At 69.8% G+C, this 20,620-nt stretch carries 16 protein-coding genes and 1 tRNA gene; 12 read left to right on the top strand and 5 right to left on the bottom strand.

The window, feature by feature from the left end; genetic code table 11:
- Nucleotides 1-51: 51 nt before the first annotated feature.
- The 4 genes from HZ992_RS03115 (at nt 52) to HZ992_RS03100 (ending at nt 4,460) form a co-directional block, all read left to right on the top strand.
- Nucleotides 52-894: an AAA family ATPase gene (locus HZ992_RS03115; protein ID WP_209385239.1), complete on the top strand. Its 843-nt coding sequence runs from the start codon at nt 52-54 to the stop codon at nt 892-894.
- Nucleotides 894-1,487 carry a GNAT family N-acetyltransferase gene (locus HZ992_RS03110; protein WP_209385238.1) on the top strand — a complete coding sequence of 198 codons (594 nt, stop codon included), beginning with the start codon at nt 894-896 and terminating at the stop codon, nt 1,485-1,487. Before HZ992_RS03115 ends, HZ992_RS03110 begins: the two co-directional genes overlap by 1 nt.
- 28 nt (nt 1,488-1,515) lie before the next feature.
- Nucleotides 1,516-3,528, top strand: a complete 2,013-nt coding sequence (locus tag HZ992_RS03105) for a S9 family peptidase (protein WP_209385237.1) — start codon at nt 1,516-1,518, stop codon at nt 3,526-3,528.
- 125 nt (nt 3,529-3,653) lie between these two features.
- A complete protein-coding gene (locus HZ992_RS03100; protein WP_209385236.1) occupies nt 3,654-4,460 on the top strand; it encodes a hypothetical protein in 807 nt (268 codons plus the stop codon).
- Here the strand turns inward: HZ992_RS03100 and HZ992_RS03095 are convergent.
- On the bottom strand, nt 4,438-5,646 hold the full coding sequence (locus HZ992_RS03095; protein WP_209385235.1) for a GGDEF domain-containing protein: 1,209 nt from the start codon (nt 5,644-5,646) through the stop codon (nt 4,438-4,440). The two genes, HZ992_RS03100 and HZ992_RS03095, sit on opposite strands and share 23 nt — an antisense overlap.
- Before the next feature lie 111 nt (nt 5,647-5,757).
- Between HZ992_RS03095 and HZ992_RS03090 the strand changes: the two genes are divergently transcribed.
- From HZ992_RS03090 to HZ992_RS03075, 4 genes are all read left to right on the top strand, one after another.
- A complete protein-coding gene (locus HZ992_RS03090; protein ID WP_209385234.1) occupies nt 5,758-6,930 on the top strand; it encodes a vWA domain-containing protein in 1,173 nt (390 codons plus the stop codon).
- Nucleotides 6,927-8,777: an autotransporter assembly complex protein TamA gene (locus HZ992_RS03085; RefSeq protein WP_209385233.1), complete on the top strand. Its 1,851-nt coding sequence runs from the start codon at nt 6,927-6,929 to the stop codon at nt 8,775-8,777. Before HZ992_RS03090 ends, HZ992_RS03085 begins: the two co-directional genes overlap by 4 nt.
- Before the next feature lie 64 nt (nt 8,778-8,841).
- Nucleotides 8,842-12,930, top strand: a complete 4,089-nt coding sequence (locus HZ992_RS03080; protein WP_245213460.1) for a translocation/assembly module TamB domain-containing protein — start codon at nt 8,842-8,844, stop codon at nt 12,928-12,930.
- A gap of 30 nt (nt 12,931-12,960) precedes the next feature.
- Nucleotides 12,961-13,035, top strand: a tRNA-Arg gene (locus HZ992_RS03075).
- A 256-nt stretch (nt 13,036-13,291) separates the two neighbouring features.
- Here the strand turns inward: HZ992_RS03075 and msrA are convergent.
- Both msrA and msrB read right to left on the bottom strand, forming a co-directional pair.
- The gene (gene msrA / locus HZ992_RS03070; RefSeq protein WP_209385231.1) at nt 13,292-13,798 is read right to left on the bottom strand and encodes a peptide-methionine (S)-S-oxide reductase MsrA; all 507 of its coding nucleotides are present in this window, start codon (nt 13,796-13,798) and stop codon (nt 13,292-13,294) included.
- 1 nt (nt 13,799) lies between these two features.
- A complete protein-coding gene (gene msrB, locus HZ992_RS03065; protein WP_209385230.1) occupies nt 13,800-14,246 on the bottom strand; it encodes a peptide-methionine (R)-S-oxide reductase MsrB in 447 nt (148 codons plus the stop codon).
- 298 nt (nt 14,247-14,544) lie between these two features.
- Here msrB and HZ992_RS03060 point away from each other — a divergent pair, with 298 nt between their 5' ends.
- A complete protein-coding gene (locus tag HZ992_RS03060; protein WP_209385229.1) occupies nt 14,545-14,802 on the top strand; it encodes a hypothetical protein in 258 nt (85 codons plus the stop codon).
- Here the strand turns inward: HZ992_RS03060 and HZ992_RS03055 are convergent.
- Nucleotides 14,792-15,097, bottom strand: coding sequence for a DUF2917 domain-containing protein (locus HZ992_RS03055; RefSeq protein ID WP_209385228.1), 306 nt, complete (start codon nt 15,095-15,097; stop codon nt 14,792-14,794). The two genes, HZ992_RS03060 and HZ992_RS03055, sit on opposite strands and share 11 nt — an antisense overlap.
- Nucleotides 15,098-15,236: 139 nt before the next feature.
- On the opposite strand from HZ992_RS03055, the gene gcvA reads away from it, so the two are divergent.
- On the top strand, nt 15,237-16,172 hold the full coding sequence (gene gcvA / locus HZ992_RS03050; protein ID WP_209385227.1) for a transcriptional regulator GcvA: 936 nt from the start codon (nt 15,237-15,239) through the stop codon (nt 16,170-16,172).
- A gap of 13 nt (nt 16,173-16,185) precedes the next feature.
- Here the strand turns inward: gcvA and HZ992_RS03045 are convergent, their stop codons facing one another.
- Nucleotides 16,186-17,802, bottom strand: a complete 1,617-nt coding sequence (locus HZ992_RS03045; RefSeq protein ID WP_209385226.1) for an ABC transporter permease — start codon at nt 17,800-17,802, stop codon at nt 16,186-16,188.
- Between the two features lie 99 nt (nt 17,803-17,901).
- On the opposite strand from HZ992_RS03045, the gene HZ992_RS03040 reads away from it, so the two are divergent.
- Nucleotides 17,902-19,002, top strand: coding sequence for an ABC transporter ATP-binding protein (locus HZ992_RS03040; RefSeq protein WP_209385225.1), 1,101 nt, complete (start codon nt 17,902-17,904; stop codon nt 19,000-19,002).
- 144 nt (nt 19,003-19,146) lie between these two features.
- Nucleotides 19,147-20,592, top strand: coding sequence for a S41 family peptidase (locus HZ992_RS03035; RefSeq protein WP_209385224.1), 1,446 nt, complete (start codon nt 19,147-19,149; stop codon nt 20,590-20,592).
- Nucleotides 20,593-20,620: the final 28 nt, after the last annotated feature.

The following is a 20,620-nucleotide window of genomic DNA, read 5'->3' as shown; positions in this document are numbered from 1 at the left end:
GATTATAGGGGGACCTTATACTGGCCTGAACATGAATCAAGACCGCCAACGATGAAGTTCCAAGGCTCCGACACCTACGTCGCCACCCCGGACCTGATGCTGGCGGTCAACGCGGCGATCACGCTCAAGCGGCCCCTGCTCGTCAAGGGCGAGCCCGGAACCGGAAAGACGATGCTGGCCGAGGAAGTGGCCAGCGCGCTGAAGCTGCCGCTGTTGCAGTGGCACGTGAAAAGCACCACCAAGGCGCAGCAGGGCCTGTACGAGTACGACGCCGTCAGCCGCTTGCGCGACAGCCAGCTCGGCGACGAGCGCGTCAAGGACATCCACAACTACATCGTCAAGGGCGTGCTCTGGCAGGCCTTCAGCGCCGAACAGCCGGTGGCGCTGCTGATCGACGAGATCGACAAGGCCGACATCGAGTTCCCCAACGACCTGCTGCGCGAACTCGACCGCATGGAGTTCTACGTCTACGAGACGCGCGAGCTCGTCAAGGCGCGGCATCGGCCGCTGGTGTTCATCACCTCGAACAACGAAAAGGAACTGCCCGACGCATTCCTGCGCCGCTGCTTCTTCCACTACATCAAGTTCCCCGACGCCGACACGATGCAGAGCATCGTCGACGTGCACTTCCCGAAGCTGAAGAAGGAACTGCTCGCCGCCGCACTGAAGAACTTCTACGACGTGCGCAACCTGCCGGGCCTGAAGAAGAAGCCCAGCACCTCCGAGCTGCTCGACTGGCTCAAGCTGCTGGTGGCCGAGGACATCCCGCTCGAGGCGCTGCAGAGCAAGGACGAGAAGGTCGCCGTGCCGCCGCTGGTGGGCGCGCTGCTGAAGAACGAGCAGGACGTGTCGCTGTTCGAGAAGCTCGTGTTCATGCAGCGTCACAACCGCTGATGGAACCCGTCGGCCCGGTCACGCTGGAGCGCGCGCCGGTGCGGCTGGTGCCGCTGGGCCTGGAGCACGAGGACGGCCTGCGACACGCCGCCGCCGACGGCGCGCTCTGGAACCTGCGCTTCACCTCCGTACCCGAGCCGCAGCACACGCGCGCCTACATCGAGACCGCGCTGCAAGGCCGCGCCCAGGGCCACCGCTTCGCCTTCGCGGTACTCGACGCCGCCGGCGGCGAGGTGATCGGCTGCACCAGCTACCACGACATCGTGCCGGCGGTCGAGCGCCTGGAGATCGGCTGGACCTGGTACGCCGCGAGCCGCCAACGCAGTGCCGTCAACACCACCGCCAAGCTGCTGCTGATGCAGCACGCCTTCGAGACGCTGGGCGCGCAACTCGTCGGCTGGCGCACCGACAACTACAACTTCGCCAGCCAGCGCGCCATCGAGCGCCTGGGTGCGCGCAAGGACGGCGTGTTGCGTCACCACGCATTGCGCCGCGACGGCACGGTGCGCGACACCGTGATGTACAGCCTGGCTGCCGGCGAATGGCCGGAAGTCAAGGCGCACCTGCTCTGGCAGCTGACCCGGCCGCGCTGAGCAGATCTCGTTCGAGGAGGAGGCAGACATGGCGATCGCCAGGAAGGCCATCACGGCCGAAGACCTGTGGAAGTTCGAGCGCGCCGGCGGCATCTCGCTGGCGCCCGACGGCGCGCAGGCGGTGTGCTCGCTGCAGACCTTCTCGATGGAGGAGAACAAGGGCGAGTCGGCGCTGTGGCTGCTGTCCACGTTTGGCGGCGGCCCGCGGCGGCTCACGCAGTGCGGCGAGAAGGACGGCCAGGCCGCCTGGTCGCCCAGCGGCGAGCGCATCGCCTTCGTCGCCAAGCGCGAGCAGCAGGGCAAGAAGGACGAGACGCCGCAGCTCTACGTGATCGCGCCCGACGGCGGCGAGGCGCGCCGTATCAGCGACTACGCGCCCGGCATCGAGGCCTTCAAGTGGTTCCCGGACGGTCGGCGCATCGCATTCGTCTCCTGGGTGTGGCCCGAGCTCAGGGGCAGCCACGCGCAGGCGAAGCGCCACAAGGCGTTCAAGGAGCGCAAGGAAAGCGGCTACGCCACCAGCGAGGCGCAGTACCGCTACTGGGACCACAACGTGCCGATGGGCCGTGTCGCCCACCTGCACGTGCTCGACGTCGCCAGCGGCCGCATCACCGACCTGTTCGAAGGCACCGGCCTGGAACTCTCGCGCGCCGAACCCGACGCGAACACCTTCGACATCGCGCCCGACGGCAAGCGGATCGCCTTCGTGCACGACGCGGCGGCCGAGAAGCGCATGGACAACTGCAAGGTGCTGTCCGAGCTGAACCTGCGCGCGCGCCGCACCGAGACGCTGGTGCACGACAAGGGCTGGGACCTGGAGCACCCGCGCTACAGCCCCGACGGAAAGCGCATCGCCTTCGTCGCCAGCCACCAGGGCAAGAAGCACACGATGCCGGCGCAGCTTGCGCTGCTCGAACGCGGCGAGCGCTGGCGCGTGCTCAGCGGCGACTGGGACCACGCCGTGCACGGCCCGCTGCGCTGGGCCGACGATGGCCAGAGCGTCCACTTCACCGCGGAGGCCGAGGCACGCAACCACCTGTGGCGCTTCGAGTTGCGCAGCCGCAGCGCCACGCGCGTGGCAGCCGGCGGCTGGGTGCAGTCCTTCGACGTGGCGGCCGGCGTGGTCGTCTGCGCGGCCGATGCGATGGACCACCCGGCGCGCGTGCACGCGCACCGCGACGGCGAACCGCCGCGCCGACTGGAGCGCTTCAACGACGATCTGCTCGCGAAGCTGCGCCTGAGCACCCACGAGGACGTGCGCTTCAAGGGTGCGCAGGGCGACGAGGTGCAGATGTGGGTGGTCTACCCGCCGGGTTTCGACGCGCGCAAGAAGTACCCGGTGCTGCACTCGATCCACGGCGGCCCGCACGCGGCCAGCGGCGACACCTTCCACTACCGCTGGAACAACCATGTGTTCGCCGCGCAGGGCTACGTGGTCGCCTGCGTCAACTACCACGGCTCGAGCGGCTTCGGCTACGCCTTCCTCGACAGCATCACGCACCGTTGGGGCGAGCTGGAGCTGCAGGACGTGGAAGCCGCCACCGACTGGCTGCTGAAGAAGCCCTGGGCCGACCGCAAGCGCGTGTTCGCCACCGGCGGCAGCTACGGCGGCTACATGGTGGCGTGGATGAACGGCCACGTGAAACCCGGCCGCTACCAGGCCTACGTGTGCCACGCCGGCTGCTTCGACTGGGTGTCGATGTTCGCCGAGGACGCCTACACCTGGTTCCCGCGTGAACTCGGCGCCTCGTACTGGGACGACATGGCCAAGGTGCATGCGCAGAGCCCGCATGCCTTCGCCGGAAAGATGAAGACGCCCACGCTGGTGATCCACGGCGCGCTCGACTACCGCGTGCCCGACGGTCAGGGCCTGGCCTACTACAACACGCTGAAGGCGCGCGGCGTGGACGCCCGGCTGCTCTGGTACCCGGACGAGAACCACTGGATCCTCAAGCCGCGCAACTCGAAGCTCTGGTACGCCGAGTATTTCGACTGGCTGCGCCGGCACGACCCGCACGCACCGCGCTCACGGCGGCGCTGAAGCACAGGGCGGTGCCGGCCGCCCATCCCCTGCACACGGGATGCAGCGGCCCGCCGCGCCGAGCCAGCATCGGGACGGCCCGAAGAGGCCGCATCCGCCATCACGACAACTCAGGAGGAGTCCCCATGCGCTTGCCACTGCCCCTCATGACCATCCTCGCCACCGCCGCGCTGATCGGCGAGCCGGTACAGGCGCAGGAGGCCTTCAAGCTGTACGACAACTTCGGCGCAGCGCCGCTCGACCCGGCCCGCTGGAGCAACAGCGAGCGCGTGCTGGCGATTCGCGGCGGCGCGCTGAACATCATGCAGCGCACCTGGGGGCTCGGCAACGTCGATGGCGCAGTCAGCTTCTCGAACTGGAACCAGGCCTTCCCGAATCCTGGCGCGATCACGGCGATGCGCGCCCGCATCAATGTCACCGCACTCGAGGTCGGGGCCTGCCCGGCCAGCACGGTGATCGGCCAGTCGCGTGCACGAATCGTCGGCGGCTTCTTCAACGTCGGCACGCCGGTACCCGGCTCGCAGGTCGGGGACGTGATCGCGCAAGTGCGTTTGACGCGTGTCTCGAATTCGACCGATCCTGCCGGCGTGCTGCGCGTGCAGGGCATCGTCTCGCAGTGCACCTCGGTGGAATGCAACCAGGCGGCCACCATCGGCAACATCGTCGACCTCGGCACCACGAATGTCGGCACGCCGACGGTGGTGCAGATGCGCTGGGATCAGGGTGGCAAGAGTTTCTTCTTCTCGCGGGACCAGGGGGTCTACGCCGGTTCGGTCGGCTACGCGCTGCCAGACAGCAGCCCGCCGGGCGTGCCCTTCAAGCAGCTGTCGACACGGCTGGACCTGCCCTCGTGCCTCAGCGGCCCGCGGGTGGCCGGCATGGTCGACGCACGCTTCGACAACGTCGCAGTCAACGCGTCGGCAGCACCCTGAGGTTGGCCGGCGAGGCCGGCGGCTCGACCTCCACGCGGTTGCGCCCGTTGGCCTTGGCGCGGTACAGCGCCGCATCGGCGCGGGACATCAGGGCTGCCAGCTCGTCGGCGGCGCCGGCCCATTGCGAGACCCCGAGCGACACGGTCAGCGGCACGGCACGCTCCTGCCAGCGAGGCGGCAATGCCTGAGTGCGCTCGCGCAGCCGCTCGGCGACTTCCTGCGCCTGCGCCAGCGGGGTGCCGGGCAGCACGACGATGAATTCCTCGCCGCCCCAGCGGCCGACACGGTCGATGTCGCGCATCTGCGCCGACAGCAAGGTGCCCAGGTGCTGCAGCGCCCGGTCGCCCGCCGCGTGGCCCTGCACGTCGTTGATCGACTTGAAGTGGTCGGCGTCGATCATCAGCACCGAGAACGGCTCGCCCAGTCGCCGCGAGCGCTGCAGCTCGTCCTCGAGCGCCTCCTGGGCGGCGCGGCGGTTGAGCAGGCCGGTCAGCGCGTCGTAGCGGGAGGCGCGGCGCAGTTCCACCACGCCGCGGGTGACCACCAGCGCCACCAGCGTGAGCTGGAACACCAGCGCAATGACGAGGTAGCTGAAGGCGGCGCTGACGTTCAGCGCGCTGTCGGCCGTCACCTCGGCGACGATGGTGCCCGGCGAGACCATCGCCCGGCCGGCACGCAGGCCGAACACCAGCCCGCCCAGCAGCAGCGGCACGGCCAGCACGGCGCCCCAGCGCAGTTCCATGCGCGCACGCGCCTCGCGCTGCATGTCCCAGCCGACTGACAGGCACAGCGCCGACAAGGCACCCGAGACAATGGCCACGCGCCAGGCGCCGTTGGCCGGGTCCAGCCCGAACCAGGTGGCCGCCCCGGCGGCGGCCAGCACCACGCCGTGCCACAGCCACGGCCGCGGGCAGGCGAAGAAGGCCCACACGCCTCGTTGCAGCACCACCAGCGAGGCCACGATGCACAGGTTGGCCATGGCGCGCAGGGGCTCGATGCCCGGCTTGACGGAGACCACGAAGAGCACCAGCGAGACGGCGCTGAGCGCCGCGTACAGCGCCCAGTGCAGCGCCGCGCGGCGCGACTCGGCCATCAGCGCGGCACCGGCCAGCCAGCCGAAGGCCAGCACGACCTGCTGGCAGGCCACCATCAGGAAGGCGATCTCGGTGGCGCTGAAGCTGGGCATCGGCCGGCATTGTCGGGTCAGCTGCGACGAAGCGAAACACCCAGGTCGCCACGCCGCCCCGCCCGGGCGTGTATCCTCCTCGAAACACCCTGCCCGAACGCCGGTTTCCCGATGCTGATCAACTTCTTCTACACGCTGCGCGCGGCCAAGCTGAAGGTCTCGGTCAAGGAGTACCTGATGCTGCTCGAGGGCCTGAAAGAGGGCGTGATCGACAACTCCGTCGACCAGTTCTACTACCTCGCGCGCACCACGCTGGTGAAGGACGAGGCCCAGTTCGACAAGTTCGACCGCGCCTTCGCCGCCTACTTCAAGGGCGTGGAGATGCTCACCGACTTCAGCCAGGAGATTCCGCTCGAGTGGCTGCAGAAGCACCTGGAACTCGAACTCAGCCCGGAAGACAAGGCCGCCATCGAGAAAATGGGCTGGGACGAGCTGATGGAGACGCTGAAGAAGCGCTTCGAGGAGCAGAAGGAGCGCCACGAGGGCGGCAACCGCATGATCGGCACCGGCGGCACCAGCCCGTTCGGCGCGTACGGCTACAACCCGCAGGGCATCCGCATCGGCCAGGACAAGGGCCGCAACAAGAGCGCGGTGAAGGTCTGGGACCAGCGGCAGTACAAGGACTACGACGACCAGCTGGAGCTCGGCACGCGCAACATCAAGGTGGCGCTGCGCCGGCTGCGGCGCTTCGCGCGGGAAGGCTCGCAGGAAGAGCTCGACCTCGACGACACCATCCGCAGCACCGCGGCCAACGCCGGCTGGCTGGACATCAAGATGGTGCCCGAGCGGCACAACAAGGTGAAGGTGCTGCTGCTGATGGACGTGGGCGGCACGATGGACGAGCACATCCACCGCGTCGAGGAGATCTTCAGCGCCGCCAAGAGCGAGTTCAAGCACCTCGAGTTCTATTACTTCCACAACTGCGTCTACGACTTCATGTGGAAGAACAACCGGCGCCGCTACAGCGAGAAGTTCCCGACCTGGGACATCATCCGCAAGTACAACAAGGACTACAAGCTGATCTTCGTGGGCGACGCGACGATGAGCCCCTACGAGATCCTGCAGCCCGGTGGCAGCGTCGAATACAACAACGAGGAGCCGGGCGCCGAGTGGTTGCAGCGGCTGACCGGCGCCTTCCCGAAGTTCGCCTGGATCAACCCCGAGCCGCAGGGCGTGTGGGGCTACCGGCAGAGCATCTCCATCGTCCAGCAGCTGATGAACCAGCGCATGTTCCCGCTCACGCTGCAGGGGCTGGAAGGGGCCATGCGACTGCTGAGCAAATGACGCCGGCCGCGCCGCGCCCGGCGCTGCGCGCCGGCCTGGCGGCGCTGGCCTGTGTCTGGCTGGCCGGCTGTGCGGCGCTGCCCTTCGGCCGCGAGGCGGCACCGGACGACAAGGCGGCGGCGGCCTCGTCGCGGGCGCAGTACCGCGTCGAGGTCGAGGCCCCCGACGAACTGCGCAAGCTGCTCACCGACTACCTCGACCTGGCGCGCTTCCAGAACGCGCCGGACACCGAGGCCATCGACACGACAGAACTGACCCGCCTGGCCGCCGCGGCGCCGGCGCAGGCGCGCACGCTGCTCGAGACCGAGGGCTACTTTTCCGCCGAGGTGCAGACCGCGCGCTCTGCCGACCCTGGCGGCGTGCCGGTGGTGCGCGTGATCGTGAAGCCCGGCCCGCGCAGCGTCATCCGCAATGTCGAATTCTCGGCGCGCGGCGAATTGCAGACGCAGGCCGCGCAGGAGGGCAGCGAGGCCGCGTCGCTGCTGGAGCGGCTGCGCCGGGATTGGCCGCTTCCCGTCGGCCAGCCGTTTCGCCAGCCGGCCTGGACGGCAGCCAAGACGACCACGCTGGCGCGCGTGCGCGCCGAAGGTTATCCGGCCGCGACCTGGCAAAGCACGGCCGCGAAGGTGGACGCCACCGACCAGGCTGTCGAACTCGCACTCGAGCTCGACAGCGGCGCGCTGTACCGGCTCGGCGCGCTGCGCATCGAGGGGCTGCAGCGCTACGACGAGAGCACGGTGCGACAACTGGCCACCTTCGGGCCCGGCACGCCCTACAGCGAGAAGCTGCTGCTCGACTTCCAGGAGCGGCTGCAGAAGCTCGGCCTGTTCGAGAGCGCGTCGGTCGAGCTCGATGCCGACCCCGCGGCCGCCGCGGCCGCGCCGGTGCTGGTGCGCGTGCGCGAGCTGACGCTGCAGCAGGCCACCGTCGGCGTGGGCATCAGCGCCAACACCGGGCCGCGCGTGACCCTGGAACACCGCCACCGCCGGCCGTTCGACATCGACTGGGTCGCCACCAACAAGTTCGAGCTCGGCTCCTCGCTTAAGTCGTGGAAGGGCGAGCTGATTTCGCACCCGCTCGAAGGCCTCTACCGCAACCTGATCGCAGGCACGGCCGAGCGGCTGCGCTCCGGCGAGGAAATCCGCACCTCGTGGAATGCGCGCATCGGCCGCACGCAGGACACGCCGCGCATCGAGCGTCTGTACTTCGCGGAGCTGACGCATTCGCGGGTCGACAACATCGCCAGCCGCACCAGCAGCGATGCGCTGTCGGCCAACTACCACTGGGTGTTCCGCGATGTGGACAGCGCACTGCTGCCGACCCACGGCTACACGCTGTCGCTGCAGACCGCACTCGGCCGCGCGCTCAACTCGACCGAGGAGAACGGGCCTTTCGCCCGCGGTTATGCGCGCTACACGCTGTACCAGCCGCTCGGCGCGTCGTGGTACGCCAGCGCGCGCGTCGAGGCCGGCCAGGTGTTCGCGCGCGACACCGTCGGCATTCCCGACACGCTGCTGTTCCGTGCGGGCGGCGACGACTCGGTGCGCGGCTACGCCTACCGCACGCTCGGCCCGCTGGTCGACGGCGCCGTCGCCAGCGGACGCACCATGTTCACCGGCAGCGCCGAGATCGCCCGGCCCATCTCGTCGAAGATGCCTGCCGTCTGGTGGGCAGTGTTCGTCGATGCCGGCAACGCAGCCCAGCGCTGGACCGACCTGAAGCCTGTCTACGGCTACGGCGTGGGCCTGCGCTGGCGCAGCCCGGTGGGGCCGCTGCGCGTGGACCTGGCCTATGGCGAAGAGGCGAAGGCATTGCGCATGCACCTGAGCGTGGGCATTGCGTTCTAGCCCCATGGAGCCGAGACAAGCTCGCTCGCCCGCCTGGGCCCGCTGGGGATGGTCGGCCTTGATCGTGCTGGCGGTCGCCTCCTGCGCGGTCGCGGCGGCGCTGTGGCTGCTGCGCACCGAGGCGGGTGCCGCCTGGTCGCTGGCTCGCGCGCCGGGCCTGCAGGCCAGCGGCGTGCGCGGTTCGCTGCTCGGTGGCGACCTGGACGTGCAGCGCCTCACGATCAGCCTGCCGCGTGGCGGCCTGCTGACGATCGAAGGCGCGTCGTGGCGTGGGCTGCGCATCAGCTTCGACGGGAGCTGGCGGCCGCACGTCGTGATCGAACGTCTGGCCGCGGATGCCGTCGACCTGAAGCCCGGCACCCCGGCCTCGACGCCGAGCCCGGCGCCCGAGTCGCTGGCGCTTCCGTTCGAGCTGCAGGTGAAGTCGGTCGAAGTGCAGACGCTGCGCGCCGTGCCGCTGGGCGCCACGCCGCTGCGCGAGCTGCGCGCCCGCATCCACCTCGGTGCCGAGGGCGGCTCGCTGCATCGTCTCGACGGCCTCTCGCTCGGCTTCGATCGGCTGCGCGCCCAGGGCAGCGCGACGCTGGGCAGTGCCGCACCACTGCCGCTGCAGGCCACCCTGTCGCTGGCGCAGGACGGTACCCCGGCAGAGTTGCAATGGTCGGCCCAGGCTTCGTTGGCCGGTTCGATGGCGGCGCCGGCACTGATCGCCACCGTGCGGGCACAGCCCACGGTCGCGCCGGGTGGCAAGCCGCTGCCGGCCCAGTCGCTCGACCTCAGCGCCGCCTTGCGCCCGTTCGAGGCCTGGCCGCTGGGCGATCTGGATGCGAAGGCGAAGGGGCTGGACCTCTCCGCCTTCCACCCGGCCGCGCCCGTGACGGCGATCAGCGGCAGCGCGGTCGCCAAGACACGCTCTGCGAGCGAGCCTGCGCAGGTGACGGCACGGCTGGACAACGCCGCTCCAGGCCGCTGGAACGAGGGCCGGCTGCCCGCGCAGAGCCTGGGGATCGAGCTGCGCGCGCGGCCCGACGACCCGACGCGGCTGGAAGTGCGCACCTTCGAAGCCGAACTCGGCACGCCGCGCGAGCCGGCCGGCCGGCTGCAGGGCCAGGGGCACTGGTCTCGCGAGGGCTGGCGACTCGAGGCCACGTTGAAGGCCCTGCAGCCGCAGCGCCTGGATGCGCGCGCCCCGGCCATGCTGCTCGACGGGCCGCTCACGCTCGACGGCAGCGCGCCCGCCGCGGCCGTGCAGACGCTGGCCGCACGCGGCGAACTGAACGGCAAGGTGCTCGACCGCGGCACCGCCCGCGCGGTTCGCCTGCGGCTCGATGGCGACTGGCGCCGCGAGGCCGGGGCCGACCGCATCACGCTGCGTGACGCACAGGCCGAGGCGGGCGGTGCCCGCGCCTCGGTGAAGGCCAGCGCAAGCCGCGCGGCGCCGGGCACGGCCTGGCAGCTCAAGGGCCAGGCCACGCTGGCGGCCTTCGACCCGGCCGTCTGGTGGCCGGGCCGCGAAGACTCGCCCTGGCGGCGCGGGCCGCATCGCCTGAACGCAAACAGCGAGTTCGACCTGACGCTGCCGCCGGCCGGCCCGGGCCGAGCGCTCGACCGGCTGGCCACGCTGCGTGGCCAGGCCACGGCCGTGCTGACCGACAGCGTGCTCGCCGGCGTGCCCTTGCGCGGCCAGTTGTCGCTGCGCGGCGCCGCCGCCGGCGCCTTGCAGGCCACCGCGCAGGCCGAACTGGACGGCAACCGCCTCGACGCCGAGGGCCGCATCGGCCTGGCCGCCGGTGGTGCAGACGATCGCTGGCAACTGACGCTGCAGGCGCCCACGCTGGCCAAGCTCGCGCCGCTGGCGCGCCTGGCCGGCGCGGACACGGCCGGCAAGCCGCTCGGCGGCGCGCTCACGGCCGAGCTGCAAGCCAGCGGCCGCTGGCCGGCGATCAGTTCGACCGGCAAGGCGCAAGCCACCGAGCTGCAGGCCGGCTCGCTCGCGTTGAAGAGCGGCAGCGCGCGCTGGCAGGCCGGCACCACACTGGACGCGCCGGTCGACGCCGAGTTCGACCTGGCTGGCCTCGTGCTCGGGGCGGCCCGCTTCGAGAACGCGGAGCTGCGTGCGCAAGGCAGCGGCCGGGCGCACCGCCTGGAGCTCAGCGCCAGTTCGAACGCGCGCCCTCCGGGATGGACGGAAGCCCTGCCGACAGCCCCGACGAGCATCGACACGAAGAACGGCACGCTGGCCTCGCTGCAGATGCAAGGCGGCTTCGTGGCCGGTAGCGCCGGCGCGATCGACGGCTGGCGCGGCACGCTGCAGCAACTCGAGGCACGCCCGGCCGGCGGCACGGCGGCCACGGCAGCCTGGCTGCGCACGCGCGATGTCGCCGTGCAGGTGCTGGGCCTGGACGCCGGCCCGCAGCAACTGTTGCTGCAGGCGGGGCGTGCCGAGCTGTTCGGCGCCGCGCTGCGCTGGGATCGCCTGGCCTGGCAGGCCGCGCAGGGCGGCACACCGGCGCGCATCGACGCCAAGGCCGAGATGGAGCCGTTGACGATCGCGCCGCTGCTGGCCCGCCTGCAACCCGACTTCGGCTGGGGCGGTGACCTGGCGGTGACGGGCCGGCTCGAGCTGCGCAGCGCCCCGACCTTCGCGGCGGACATCGTCGTCGAACGCAGCCGCGGCGACCTCAGCGTGACCGATGAAACCGGCACCCAGGCGCTCGGCCTGACCGACCTGCGGCTGGGGCTGAACGTGGCCGACGGCGTGTGGAGCTTCACCCAGGGCCTGGCCGGCTCGACCGTCGGCGTGGCCGCCGGCGCCTTCGTCGCGCGCACCTCGCCGCAGTCCACCTGGCCCTCGCCCGACACGCCGGTGTCCGGCGTGCTGGAGCTGCAGGTCGCCAACCTGGGCACCTGGGGCACCTGGGTGCCCGCCGGTTGGCGCATCGGCGGTGCACTGAGCGCGAGTGCGGGCATCGGCGGCAAGTTCGGCGCGCCGGAGTACACCGGGGCCGTGCGCGGCACGCGCCTGAGCGTTCGCAACTTCCTGCAGGGCGTGAACGTCACCGACGGCGAGGTGGCGATCGTGCTTCAGGGCGCCACCGCGCGCATCGAACGCTTCACCGCGCGCGGCGGCGCAGGCACGCTCGAGCTCGGCGGCGACGCGAGTTTCGGCGCCTCGCCGCTGGCCAGGCTGCAGCTCGAGGCGAAGCGCTTCCAGCTGCTCGGCCGGGTCGACCGCCGCATCGTCGTCAGCGGCAACTCGACGCTGCAGATCGAGCGCGACAAGTTCACCCTCGGCGGGAGACTGGCCGTCGACGAAGGCCTGATCGACTTCACGCGCAGCGACGCTCCCGGGCTGTCGGACGACGTCACCGTGAGCCGCCGCCCGGCCCGGGCGGCCGACCCGCAGATGGCGGAGCCGAAGCCGGCCGCGTCGAACGCGCGCGCACCGACCATCGACATGGACGTGCGCCTGGACCTCGGCGAGCAGCTGCGAGTGAAAGGCCGCGGCCTGGACACCGGCCTGCGCGGCGAACTGCGCCTGACGGCGCCGGGCGGCAGGCTGGCCGTCAATGGCACCGTGCGCACGGCCGGCGGCACCTATGCCGCCTACGGCCAGAAGCTGGAGATCGACCGTGGCAACCTGGTCTTCAACGGGGCGGCCGAGAACCCGCGGCTGGACATCGAGGCCACCCGCCCCAACCTCGACGTGCGGGTGGGCGTGGCCATCACCGGCACGGCGGTGAACCCGCGTGTGCGGCTGTTCTCCGAGCCCGAGCTGTCGGACCTCGACAAGCTCTCATGGCTGGTGCTCGGCCGCGCCAGCGATGGCCTGGGCCGCACTGACACGGCGCTGCTGCAGCGCGCCGCGCTGGCGCTGCTGACAGGCGATGGCGAAGGCCCGACCGACCAGCTCACGCGGGCGATCGGCCTGGACGAGGTGTCGGTGCGGCAGAGCGACGGCGAGGTGCGCGAAACCGTGATCTCGCTGGGCAAGCAGCTGTCGCGCCGCTGGTATGTCGGCTACGAGCGCAGCCTGAACGCCACCGCCGGCAGCTGGCAGCTGATCTACCGCATCGCCCAGCGTTTCACCCTGCGCGCTCAGTCGGGCGAGGACAGTTCGCTCGACGTGATCTGGACCTGGCGCTGGAACTGATCGGGCAGTGAGAGAATCCCGCCGCTCCCGCTCGCCGTAGTTCAATGGATAGAACGGCCGCCTCCTAAGCGGCAAATACAGGTTCGATTCCTGTCGGCGGGACCAACGCAGCGTCCAGCGACATCCCGATGTGTCTCGACGCATCTCCGGTTCACGAGTCCTCGTGCGGCTTGCAGGCCATTCGGATGTGGCCTGCTGCGCAAGTCCAGCCCGCTGCAGGCCAGCCAGCAGTTTCGACAGGTGTCGGCGTGCACTTTGCTCGCCGATGCGTCGGCTGGCGCCGTCTCCGGACGGGGCGTCACGTCCACTGCGCTCGAGCCCGTGCGCGAGCGACATGCGCCGAACGGTTTGCCGCTCCCGCTCAGGCTGCGGCGCGCCGGGGCAAGACCCAGTTCGGCCGCGCAAAGTGGCAGGTGTATCCACCCGGGTTGCGCTCCAGGTAGTCCTGGTGTTCGGGCTCGGCCTGCCAGAACGCACCCACCGGCGCGACTTCCGTGACCACCTTGCCCGGCCACAGACCCGAAGCCTCGACATCCTTGATCGTGTCGATCGCCTCGAGACGCTGGGCTTCCGTCACGAAATAGATCGCCGAGCGGTAGGCCATGCCGCGGTCGTTGCCCTGCCGGTTCGGCGTGGTCGGGTCGTGGATCTGGAAGAAGAACTCGAGCAGTCGCCGGTAGCTCATCACGGACGGGTCGAAGACGATCTCGATCGCCTCGGCATGGGTGCCGTGGTTCCGATAGGTCGCATTCGGCACGTCGCCGCCGGAGTAGCCCACGCGCGTGGACACCACGCCGGGCATCTTGCGGATCAGGTCCTGCATGCCCCAGAAACATCCGCCCGCCAGAACTGCGCGCTCGGTCGCCATCTCAGATCTCCTCGACTTGGTTAAGGAATTCGCCATAACCCTCGGCCTGCATGTCGTCGCGGTGCACGAAACGCAGCGAGGCGGAATTGATGCAGTAGCGCAGCCCGCCCCGATCATGCGGACCGTCGGGAAAGACATGTCCCAGGTGGCTGTCGCCATGGACGGAGCGGACCTCGGTGCGCACCATGCCGTGGCTGGCATCGCGCAGTTCGTTCACGTGCGCGGGCACGATCGGCTTGGTGAAGCTCGGCCAGCCGCAGCCCGACTCGAACTTGTCGGACGACGCGAACAGCGGCTCGCCGGAAACGATGTCCACATAGATGCCGGGCTCGTGGTTGTGCAGGTACTCGCCGGTCCCCGGACGCTCGGTGCCGCTGCGCTGCGTGACGTGGAACTGCTCGGTGGTGAGCCGGGCGATCGCTTCGGGGGACTTGGTGTAGGTCTTCATGGGCTTCGGTTCGTTGACTGCGACCCTTGAAGGTGGGCCGCGGGTCAATCCATTTCAACGGGACCTTTTGGTCGACCCGTGCGGCCGAAGATTACGTCACCGGGCGACTCCTCGCGGGCGAGAAGCGCCTTCACCGCGTTCGCCGCATGCTGCGGTGCCGCGGACGGCAATCCCGCCGGCGCTCGCCTCGCTGCCTCCACTTCAACCTAGGGGTCGTCGTGGCGGCGCCGGGCGCCGTCCGTTACGATGAACGAGTGGCAGGCCCATTCGGCCGCCCGGCGTGAACAGGCGAATCCTCATGGCTCGACTTTCGGCGAACAAGCAGCAGCCCGCGAAGCTGGTGTGGCGCGTCACCGCGAACGCGCCGATGGGCGAGTACGTCGATCCGCGTCAGGCGGTCAGCAACCCGCCTGCGTCCAAGGATGCCGTCGACCCGCGCGACAACGGCTGGCTGGCCTCGTCGCTCGAACTGCTCGGCGGCGTGCGCATCAGCGAAGCGCCGATGGATACATTGCCCGGCGATCTCATCGACGAGTTCTACCGACTCAAGCGCTGAACGCCGCCTGGGTCAGGCGCTGCCATAGCCCCGGGGCCCTGGCGGCCTGCTTCGCAGGCCGTTCCACCATCACCAGGGCCGGCTCCAGCGCCTGCACCAGCACCGGCCCGTCGCGGTCCAGGACGCAGGCCTCGCCGCAGGCCAGCACGACGTCGCGAGGATCGCCGTCCTGAGTGACCCACAGGCCGCCCTGGCGGCTTTCGATGCGTGTTCCCGGTCGGCCGGCCAAGGACAACACGTCTCTCTTGGACAGGCTGACGAGGCCGGCCGAGCTGTCGATTCGGCGAATGGTCATGATGCGCTCCTCGCATGTCTTCCACGCATGCTGGGTGTCGACGATCGATGCCCAGGAAGTGGATTCGGTGCGAGAATGATCGTCGCCTGGTTCTCAGTCCTCAAACGAGATCTCCGCATTCTTGGCATGCGCTCTAGGCATGCAAATCGACACCATGGTGCGCTCCCTGCCGTCGTTGGACCTGCTGCGCGGATTCGAGGCCGCAGCGCGGCAGCTCAGCTTCACGCGCGCTGCGGCCGAGCTCTTCCTCACCCAGTCGGCGGTCAGCCGCCAGGTACAGGCGCTGGAGGAGCACCTGGGGGTGCCGCTGTTCGAGCGCCGGCATCGCGAGATCCGCCTCACCGAGGCCGGGCAGCAGCTCTATCGCACGGCAACAGAGGCGCTGCGGCAGCTGACCGACACGGCCGATCGCATCCGCGCGCAGAACCAGACTCGCGCCTTGACGGTGTCATGCAGCATCGGTTTCGCCTCACTGTGGCTGGTGCCGCGGCTGGGCGACTTCCGGGCCCAGCATCCAGACATCGAGATCCGCATCGACGCCAACAACCGGCTGATCGACCTCGATCGCGAGCGCGTCGAACTCGCCGTGCGCTACTGCCCGGCGCAGATCGCGCCCAACGGCTCGCAGCAATTGTTCGGCGAGGAGGTCATGCCGGTGTGCAGCCCGGCGCTGCTCGATGTGCCAGGCAAGCCGCTGGCCGAACCCGCCGACCTTCGCCACCATGTACTGCTGCACTACCAGATGGCAGAGAAGGTCTGGCCCACCGGCGCCTGGCCGGTATGGCTGGAAACCATGAAGCTGCACGGCCTGCAGGCCGCCGGCTCGGTGCAGTTCAATCAGTACGACCAGCTCATCAATGCCGCACTCGAAGGCCAGGGCGTGGCACTGGGCGTCAGCCCACTGGTGCGTCGCCATCTGCGCCAGGGGCGCCTGGTCGCCCTGTTCGAAAAGCGTTTCGCGTCGCCGCGCGGCTACTTCCTCGTCACCGCGCGCTTCGCGGCCCAGCGGGCCGACGTGCAGGCCTTCTCCGGCTGGATGCAGGCAAGCGCCGAGCGTGACCGCGCCGAGCCGTGACGCAGCGGCGCTTTCACCGCTGAGCCGCGTCCGGCCGCATCGAGCGCGACAGCAGCAGCACCGGCAGCAGCCCGACCAGCACGATCGCAAGCGACGGCAGCGCCGCCTCGCCCAGCCGTTCGTCCCGGGCCAATTGGTAGGCGACCACTGCCAGTGTGTCGCTGTTGAACGGCCGCAGCACCAGCGTGGCCGGCAGTTCCTTCATCACGTCGACGAACACCAGCAGCAGGGCCGCCAGGCCGGCCCGGCGCAGCAGCGGCGCATGCAACTCGAAGAACATGCGCCGCCGCGATGCGCCGAGCAAGTGCGCAGTCTCGTCGATGGACGACGGCACGCGCGCATAACCCGCCTCGATCGACTGCAGCGCCACTGCCGAGAAGCGCACGAGGTAGGCGTACATGAGCCCGAACAGCGTGCCGGTGACCAGCGCGGCACTGCCGAGTTGAGGGAAGCGCTCCTGCAGCCAACCCACCGGAAGCAGGATGCCCACCGCGATCACCGCGCCCGGTACCGCATACCCGAGCGAGACCACGCGGGCCGAAAGACGCAACGCGACGCTCTCGCGCAGGCGCAAGGAAAAGCCGAGCAGCAGCGCGACAGACGTGGCCAGCACTGCGGCCAGACCCGCGAGCTTGAAGCTGACCCAGGCCCACTGCGCGAAGCGCGCCAGCGGCAGGCCGACCTCGCCATGTGCCGCTTCGATCCAGACCAGTCGCAGCAGCACCAGCACCGGCAGCACGAAGCCGAGCAGCACCGGCAGCGCGCACACGAGCACGGCCAGTGCCGCGCGCGTGCCGGTCAACGGGATGGCCCGCGCCTCGGCGGCATGCACCGCGCCGCTGCGCGTGGCGGAGAAGCGCAGCCGCTTCTGGGCGCGCTGCTCGACCCACAGCAGCAAGGCCACCAGCACCAGCAGCAACGAAGCCAGTTGCGCCGCGGCGTCGCGGTCGTACATCACCAGCCAGGCCTTGTAGATGCCGGTGGTGAAGGTCGACAAACCGAAGTAGGCACCAACACCATAGTCGGCCAGCGTCTCCATGAGCGCCAGCGCCACGCCGGCGGCCAGGGCCGGGCGGGCCAGCGGCAGCGCCACCTCGCGCACGCGCCGGGCGGTGCCGGCGCCGAGCAGCCGGGCGGCTTCCATCAGCGGCACCGCGCGTTCGCTCAGCGCGGCACGGGTCAGGAGGTAGACGTACGGGTACAGGCACAGCACGAACAGGGCGGCCGCACCCCACAAGCTGCGCACGTCGGGCCACAGCGCGCCGGTGGCACCGGTCCAGGCCCGCAGCCCGTTCTGCAGCGGCCCGCTGAACTGCAGGAAGTCGGTGGCCGCATAGGCCAGCACATAGGCTGGCATGGCCAGCGGCAGCAGCAGCGCCCACTCGAAGACGCGGCGCAGCGGGAAGTCGAACAAGGCCACCAGCGCGGCCGTGGCCCCCCCGAGCAGGGCCACGCCGATGGCCACCGTCAGCGCGAGCAGCAGCGAGTTCAGTGCGTACTCCGGCAGCACGGTGTCGAACTGGTGGCGCAGCACCTGCAGGCTGGCGGCGTCCAGGCCGATCCAGGACCCCAGCACACCCAGCACGGGCACGGCAAGCAGCAGGCAGGCGAAGGTCAGCAGTCGGGACATGCGCAAGGATCGCGGGGGTGGCACGCAGTGCGACTTGACGCGGCGCAAGTCTGATGCGAACGATTCTCGTTCTGTCGAGAAGGTCGATATCATAGGGTCATGTTCCTCGCCATCGAACACGCCTCGGTCAGCTATCCGGGCCAAACAGCCCGCGCCGCGGTCGATGCCGTCACGCTGGGGCTGCGCCGCGGTGAGATCGGCGTGCTGATCGGCCCCTCGGGCTGCGGCAAGACCTCGCTGCTGCGTGCAGTGGCCGGCCTGGAGCGGCTGGCCGCCGGCCGCATCCGCATCGACGGCGAGGTGCTGGCCGACGCTGCCACCGGGCAGCACCTCTCGCCCGAGGCGCGGCGCATCGGCATGGTGTTCCAGGACTACGCGCTGTTCCCGCACCTGAGCGTGGAGGCCAACGTCGACTTCGGCATCCGCCACCTGAGCGGCGCGCAGCGGCGCCAGCGCACGCAGGAGGTTCTCGATCTCGTCGGGCTGGCGCATGCCGCCAAGCGGGCGCCGCACCAGCTGTCGGGCGGCCAGCAGCAGCGCATCGCGCTGGCCCGTGCCCTGGCACCGAACCCGCGGCTGCTGCTGCTGGACGAGCCCTTCTCCAGCCTCGACGTCGACCTGCGCGAGCGGCTCGCCCAGGAACTTCGCGCGATCCTCAAGCAGGCCGGCACCACGGCGCTGTTCGTCACCCACGACCAGATGGAAGCCTTCGCGGTGGGCGAGCTGATCGGCGTCATGAACCGCGGCCGCCTCGAGCAGTGGGACGACCCTTACGCCCTGTACCACCGCCCGGCGACACGTTTCGTCGCCGATTTCATCGGCCACGGCGTGTTCACGACGGCGCAGATCGTCTCGCAGGGCGACGATCCGGTCGACGGCCACTGCAACTGCATCGTGCGCACCCCGCTGGGCGACCTGACCGACGTGGCCGAGTGCCCGCTGCCCGAGGCCTACCCCGACGGGAAGTGCGAAGTGCTGCTGCGCGCCGACGACATCGTGCACGACGACCTCGCCCCGGTGCGCGCCCGCATCGAAAGCAAGACTTTTCGCGGCGCCGAGTTTCTTTACACGTTGCGCCTGGCCAGCGGCGAGAAGCTGATGGCCCACGTGCCATCGCACCACGACCACCAGATCGGCGAGTGGATCGGCATCCGTGCCGAGGTGGATCACGTGGTGACTTTCGAGCGAAGCGCGGCCTGAACGGCCTGTTTCCAGGCGTTGCGCGAAAGCCCGCCGCCGCGTGCAACTTTCCCGGCAGCCCCCGGTCCTAAGCGGGGCACGCGTCATATACTGATTTCGCGTGCGTGTTTTCGCAGCACTGAAGCGGGTCTGAAGGGGTAGTCGATGGGAATCAAACTCAAGGTTGCGGGCTGGCTGGCTCTGGGCGCTGTCGCCGGGGCGCTGACCACCATGCAGTTCCAGGCGATCGCCCGCAGCAGCTCGGTCTCGCAGCTGCCGCTGGAGGAGCTGCAGCAACTCGCCGCCGTGTTCGGCATGGTCAAGAGCGACTACGTCGAGCCGGTCGACGAGAAGAAGCTCATCAACGACGCCATCTCGGGCATGGTCTCGGGGCTCGATCCGCACTCGCAGTTCTTCGACAAGAAGACCTTCAAGGAATTCCGCGAAGGCACCAGCGGCCGCTTCGTCGGCGTGGGCATCGAGATCGGCATGGAAGACGGCCTGGTCAAGGTGGTCTCGCCGATCGAGGGCTCGCCCGCCTTCCGCGCCGGCCTGAAGAGCGGTGACCTGATCACCAAGATCGACGACACCGTCGTCAAGGGCCTGACGATGGACCAGGCCGTCAAGAAGATGCGCGGCGAGCCCAACACCAAGGTGGTGCTCACGGTGTTCCGCAAGACCGAGACGCGCAGCTTCCCCGTGACCATCGTGCGCGAAGAGATCCGCGTGCAGAGCGTGCGCTCCAAGGTCGTCGAGCCCGGCTACGCCTGGCTGCGCGTGAGCCAGTTCCAGGACCGCACCGTCGACGACTTCGCCCGCAAACTCGAAGAGATCTACAAGCAGGACCCGAACCTCAAGGGCCTGGTGCTCGACCTGCGCAACGACCCGGGCGGCCTGCTCGAGGGTGCGGTGGCCATCTCGGCGGCCTTCCTGCCCAGCGACGCCGTGGTGGTGACCACCAACGGCCAGATCGCCGACTCCAAGGCCACCTTCAAGGCGGCGCCCGAGTACTACCTGCGTCGCGGCGGCAGCGACCCGCTGCGCAAGCTGCCCGAAGGCGTGAAGAAGGTGCCGCTGGTGGTGCTGGTCAACGAAGGCTCGGCCTCGGCCAGCGAGATCGTCGCCGGAGCGCTGCAGGACCACAAGCGTGCCATCGTGATGGGGGCGCAGACCTTCGGCAAGGGCTCGGTGCAGACGGTTCGCCAGCTCGGCCCCGACACCGCGCTGAAGATCACCACCGCGCGCTACTACACGCCCAGCGGCGCGTCGATCCAGGCCAAGGGCATCGTGCCCGACGTGATGCTCGACGAGACCGCCGAAGGCAACGTGTTCGCCGCCCTGCGCGTGCGCGAAGCCGACCTGGAGAAGCACATCGCCAGCGGCCAGGGCGCCGAAATGAAGGACGAGGCGCGCGAGAAGGCCCGCGAGGAAGCGCGCAAGAAGCTGGAAGACGAGGCGCAGAAGAAGGCCGCCACGGCCAAGCCGCTGCCCGAATTCGGCTCGGCGGAAGATTTCCAGCTGGCCCAGGCGCTGAACCGCCTGAAGGGCAAGCCGGTGCTGGTCAGCAAGACCATCGTCGAGCGCAAGGCCGAAGCCAGCATGACCAACTGACACAGACCGCTCCGCGTACGACGCCCGC

Source organism: Rhizobacter sp. AJA081-3 (assembly GCF_017795745.1).
GTDB lineage: Bacteria > Pseudomonadota > Gammaproteobacteria > Burkholderiales > Burkholderiaceae_C > Piscinibacter.
Note: the sequence above shows the minus strand (reverse complement) of the source record. Positions and strands in the feature narration are given on the sequence as shown.

Excerpts from the sequence above, each read along its gene's own strand:
- HZ992_RS03115 (WP_209385239.1), top strand. The coding sequence starts at position 52 with ATGAAGTTCCAAGGCTCCGACACCTACGTCGCCACCCCGGACCTGATG.
- HZ992_RS03055 (WP_209385228.1), bottom strand. The coding sequence starts at position 15,097 with ATGACCATTCGCCGAATCGACAGCTCGGCCGGCCTCGTCAGCCTGTCC.
- HZ992_RS03040 (WP_209385225.1), top strand. The coding sequence starts at position 17,902 with ATGTTCCTCGCCATCGAACACGCCTCGGTCAGCTATCCGGGCCAAACA.
- HZ992_RS03100 (WP_209385236.1), top strand. The coding sequence starts at position 3,654 with ATGCGCTTGCCACTGCCCCTCATGACCATCCTCGCCACCGCCGCGCTG.
- HZ992_RS03095 (WP_209385235.1), bottom strand. The coding sequence starts at position 5,646 with ATGCCCAGCTTCAGCGCCACCGAGATCGCCTTCCTGATGGTGGCCTGC.
- msrB (WP_209385230.1), bottom strand. The coding sequence starts at position 14,246 with ATGAAGACCTACACCAAGTCCCCCGAAGCGATCGCCCGGCTCACCACC.
- HZ992_RS03085 (WP_209385233.1), top strand. The coding sequence starts at position 6,927 with ATGACGCCGGCCGCGCCGCGCCCGGCGCTGCGCGCCGGCCTGGCGGCG.
- HZ992_RS03110 (WP_209385238.1), top strand. The coding sequence starts at position 894 with ATGGAACCCGTCGGCCCGGTCACGCTGGAGCGCGCGCCGGTGCGGCTG.
- HZ992_RS03035 (WP_209385224.1), top strand. The coding sequence starts at position 19,147 with ATGGGAATCAAACTCAAGGTTGCGGGCTGGCTGGCTCTGGGCGCTGTC.
- gcvA (WP_209385227.1), top strand. The coding sequence starts at position 15,237 with ATGCAAATCGACACCATGGTGCGCTCCCTGCCGTCGTTGGACCTGCTG.
- HZ992_RS03105 (WP_209385237.1), top strand. The coding sequence starts at position 1,516 with ATGGCGATCGCCAGGAAGGCCATCACGGCCGAAGACCTGTGGAAGTTC.
- HZ992_RS03045 (WP_209385226.1), bottom strand. The coding sequence starts at position 17,802 with ATGTCCCGACTGCTGACCTTCGCCTGCCTGCTGCTTGCCGTGCCCGTG.
- HZ992_RS03060 (WP_209385229.1), top strand. The coding sequence starts at position 14,545 with ATGGCTCGACTTTCGGCGAACAAGCAGCAGCCCGCGAAGCTGGTGTGG.
- msrA (WP_209385231.1), bottom strand. The coding sequence starts at position 13,798 with ATGGCGACCGAGCGCGCAGTTCTGGCGGGCGGATGTTTCTGGGGCATG.
- HZ992_RS03090 (WP_209385234.1), top strand. The coding sequence starts at position 5,758 with ATGCTGATCAACTTCTTCTACACGCTGCGCGCGGCCAAGCTGAAGGTC.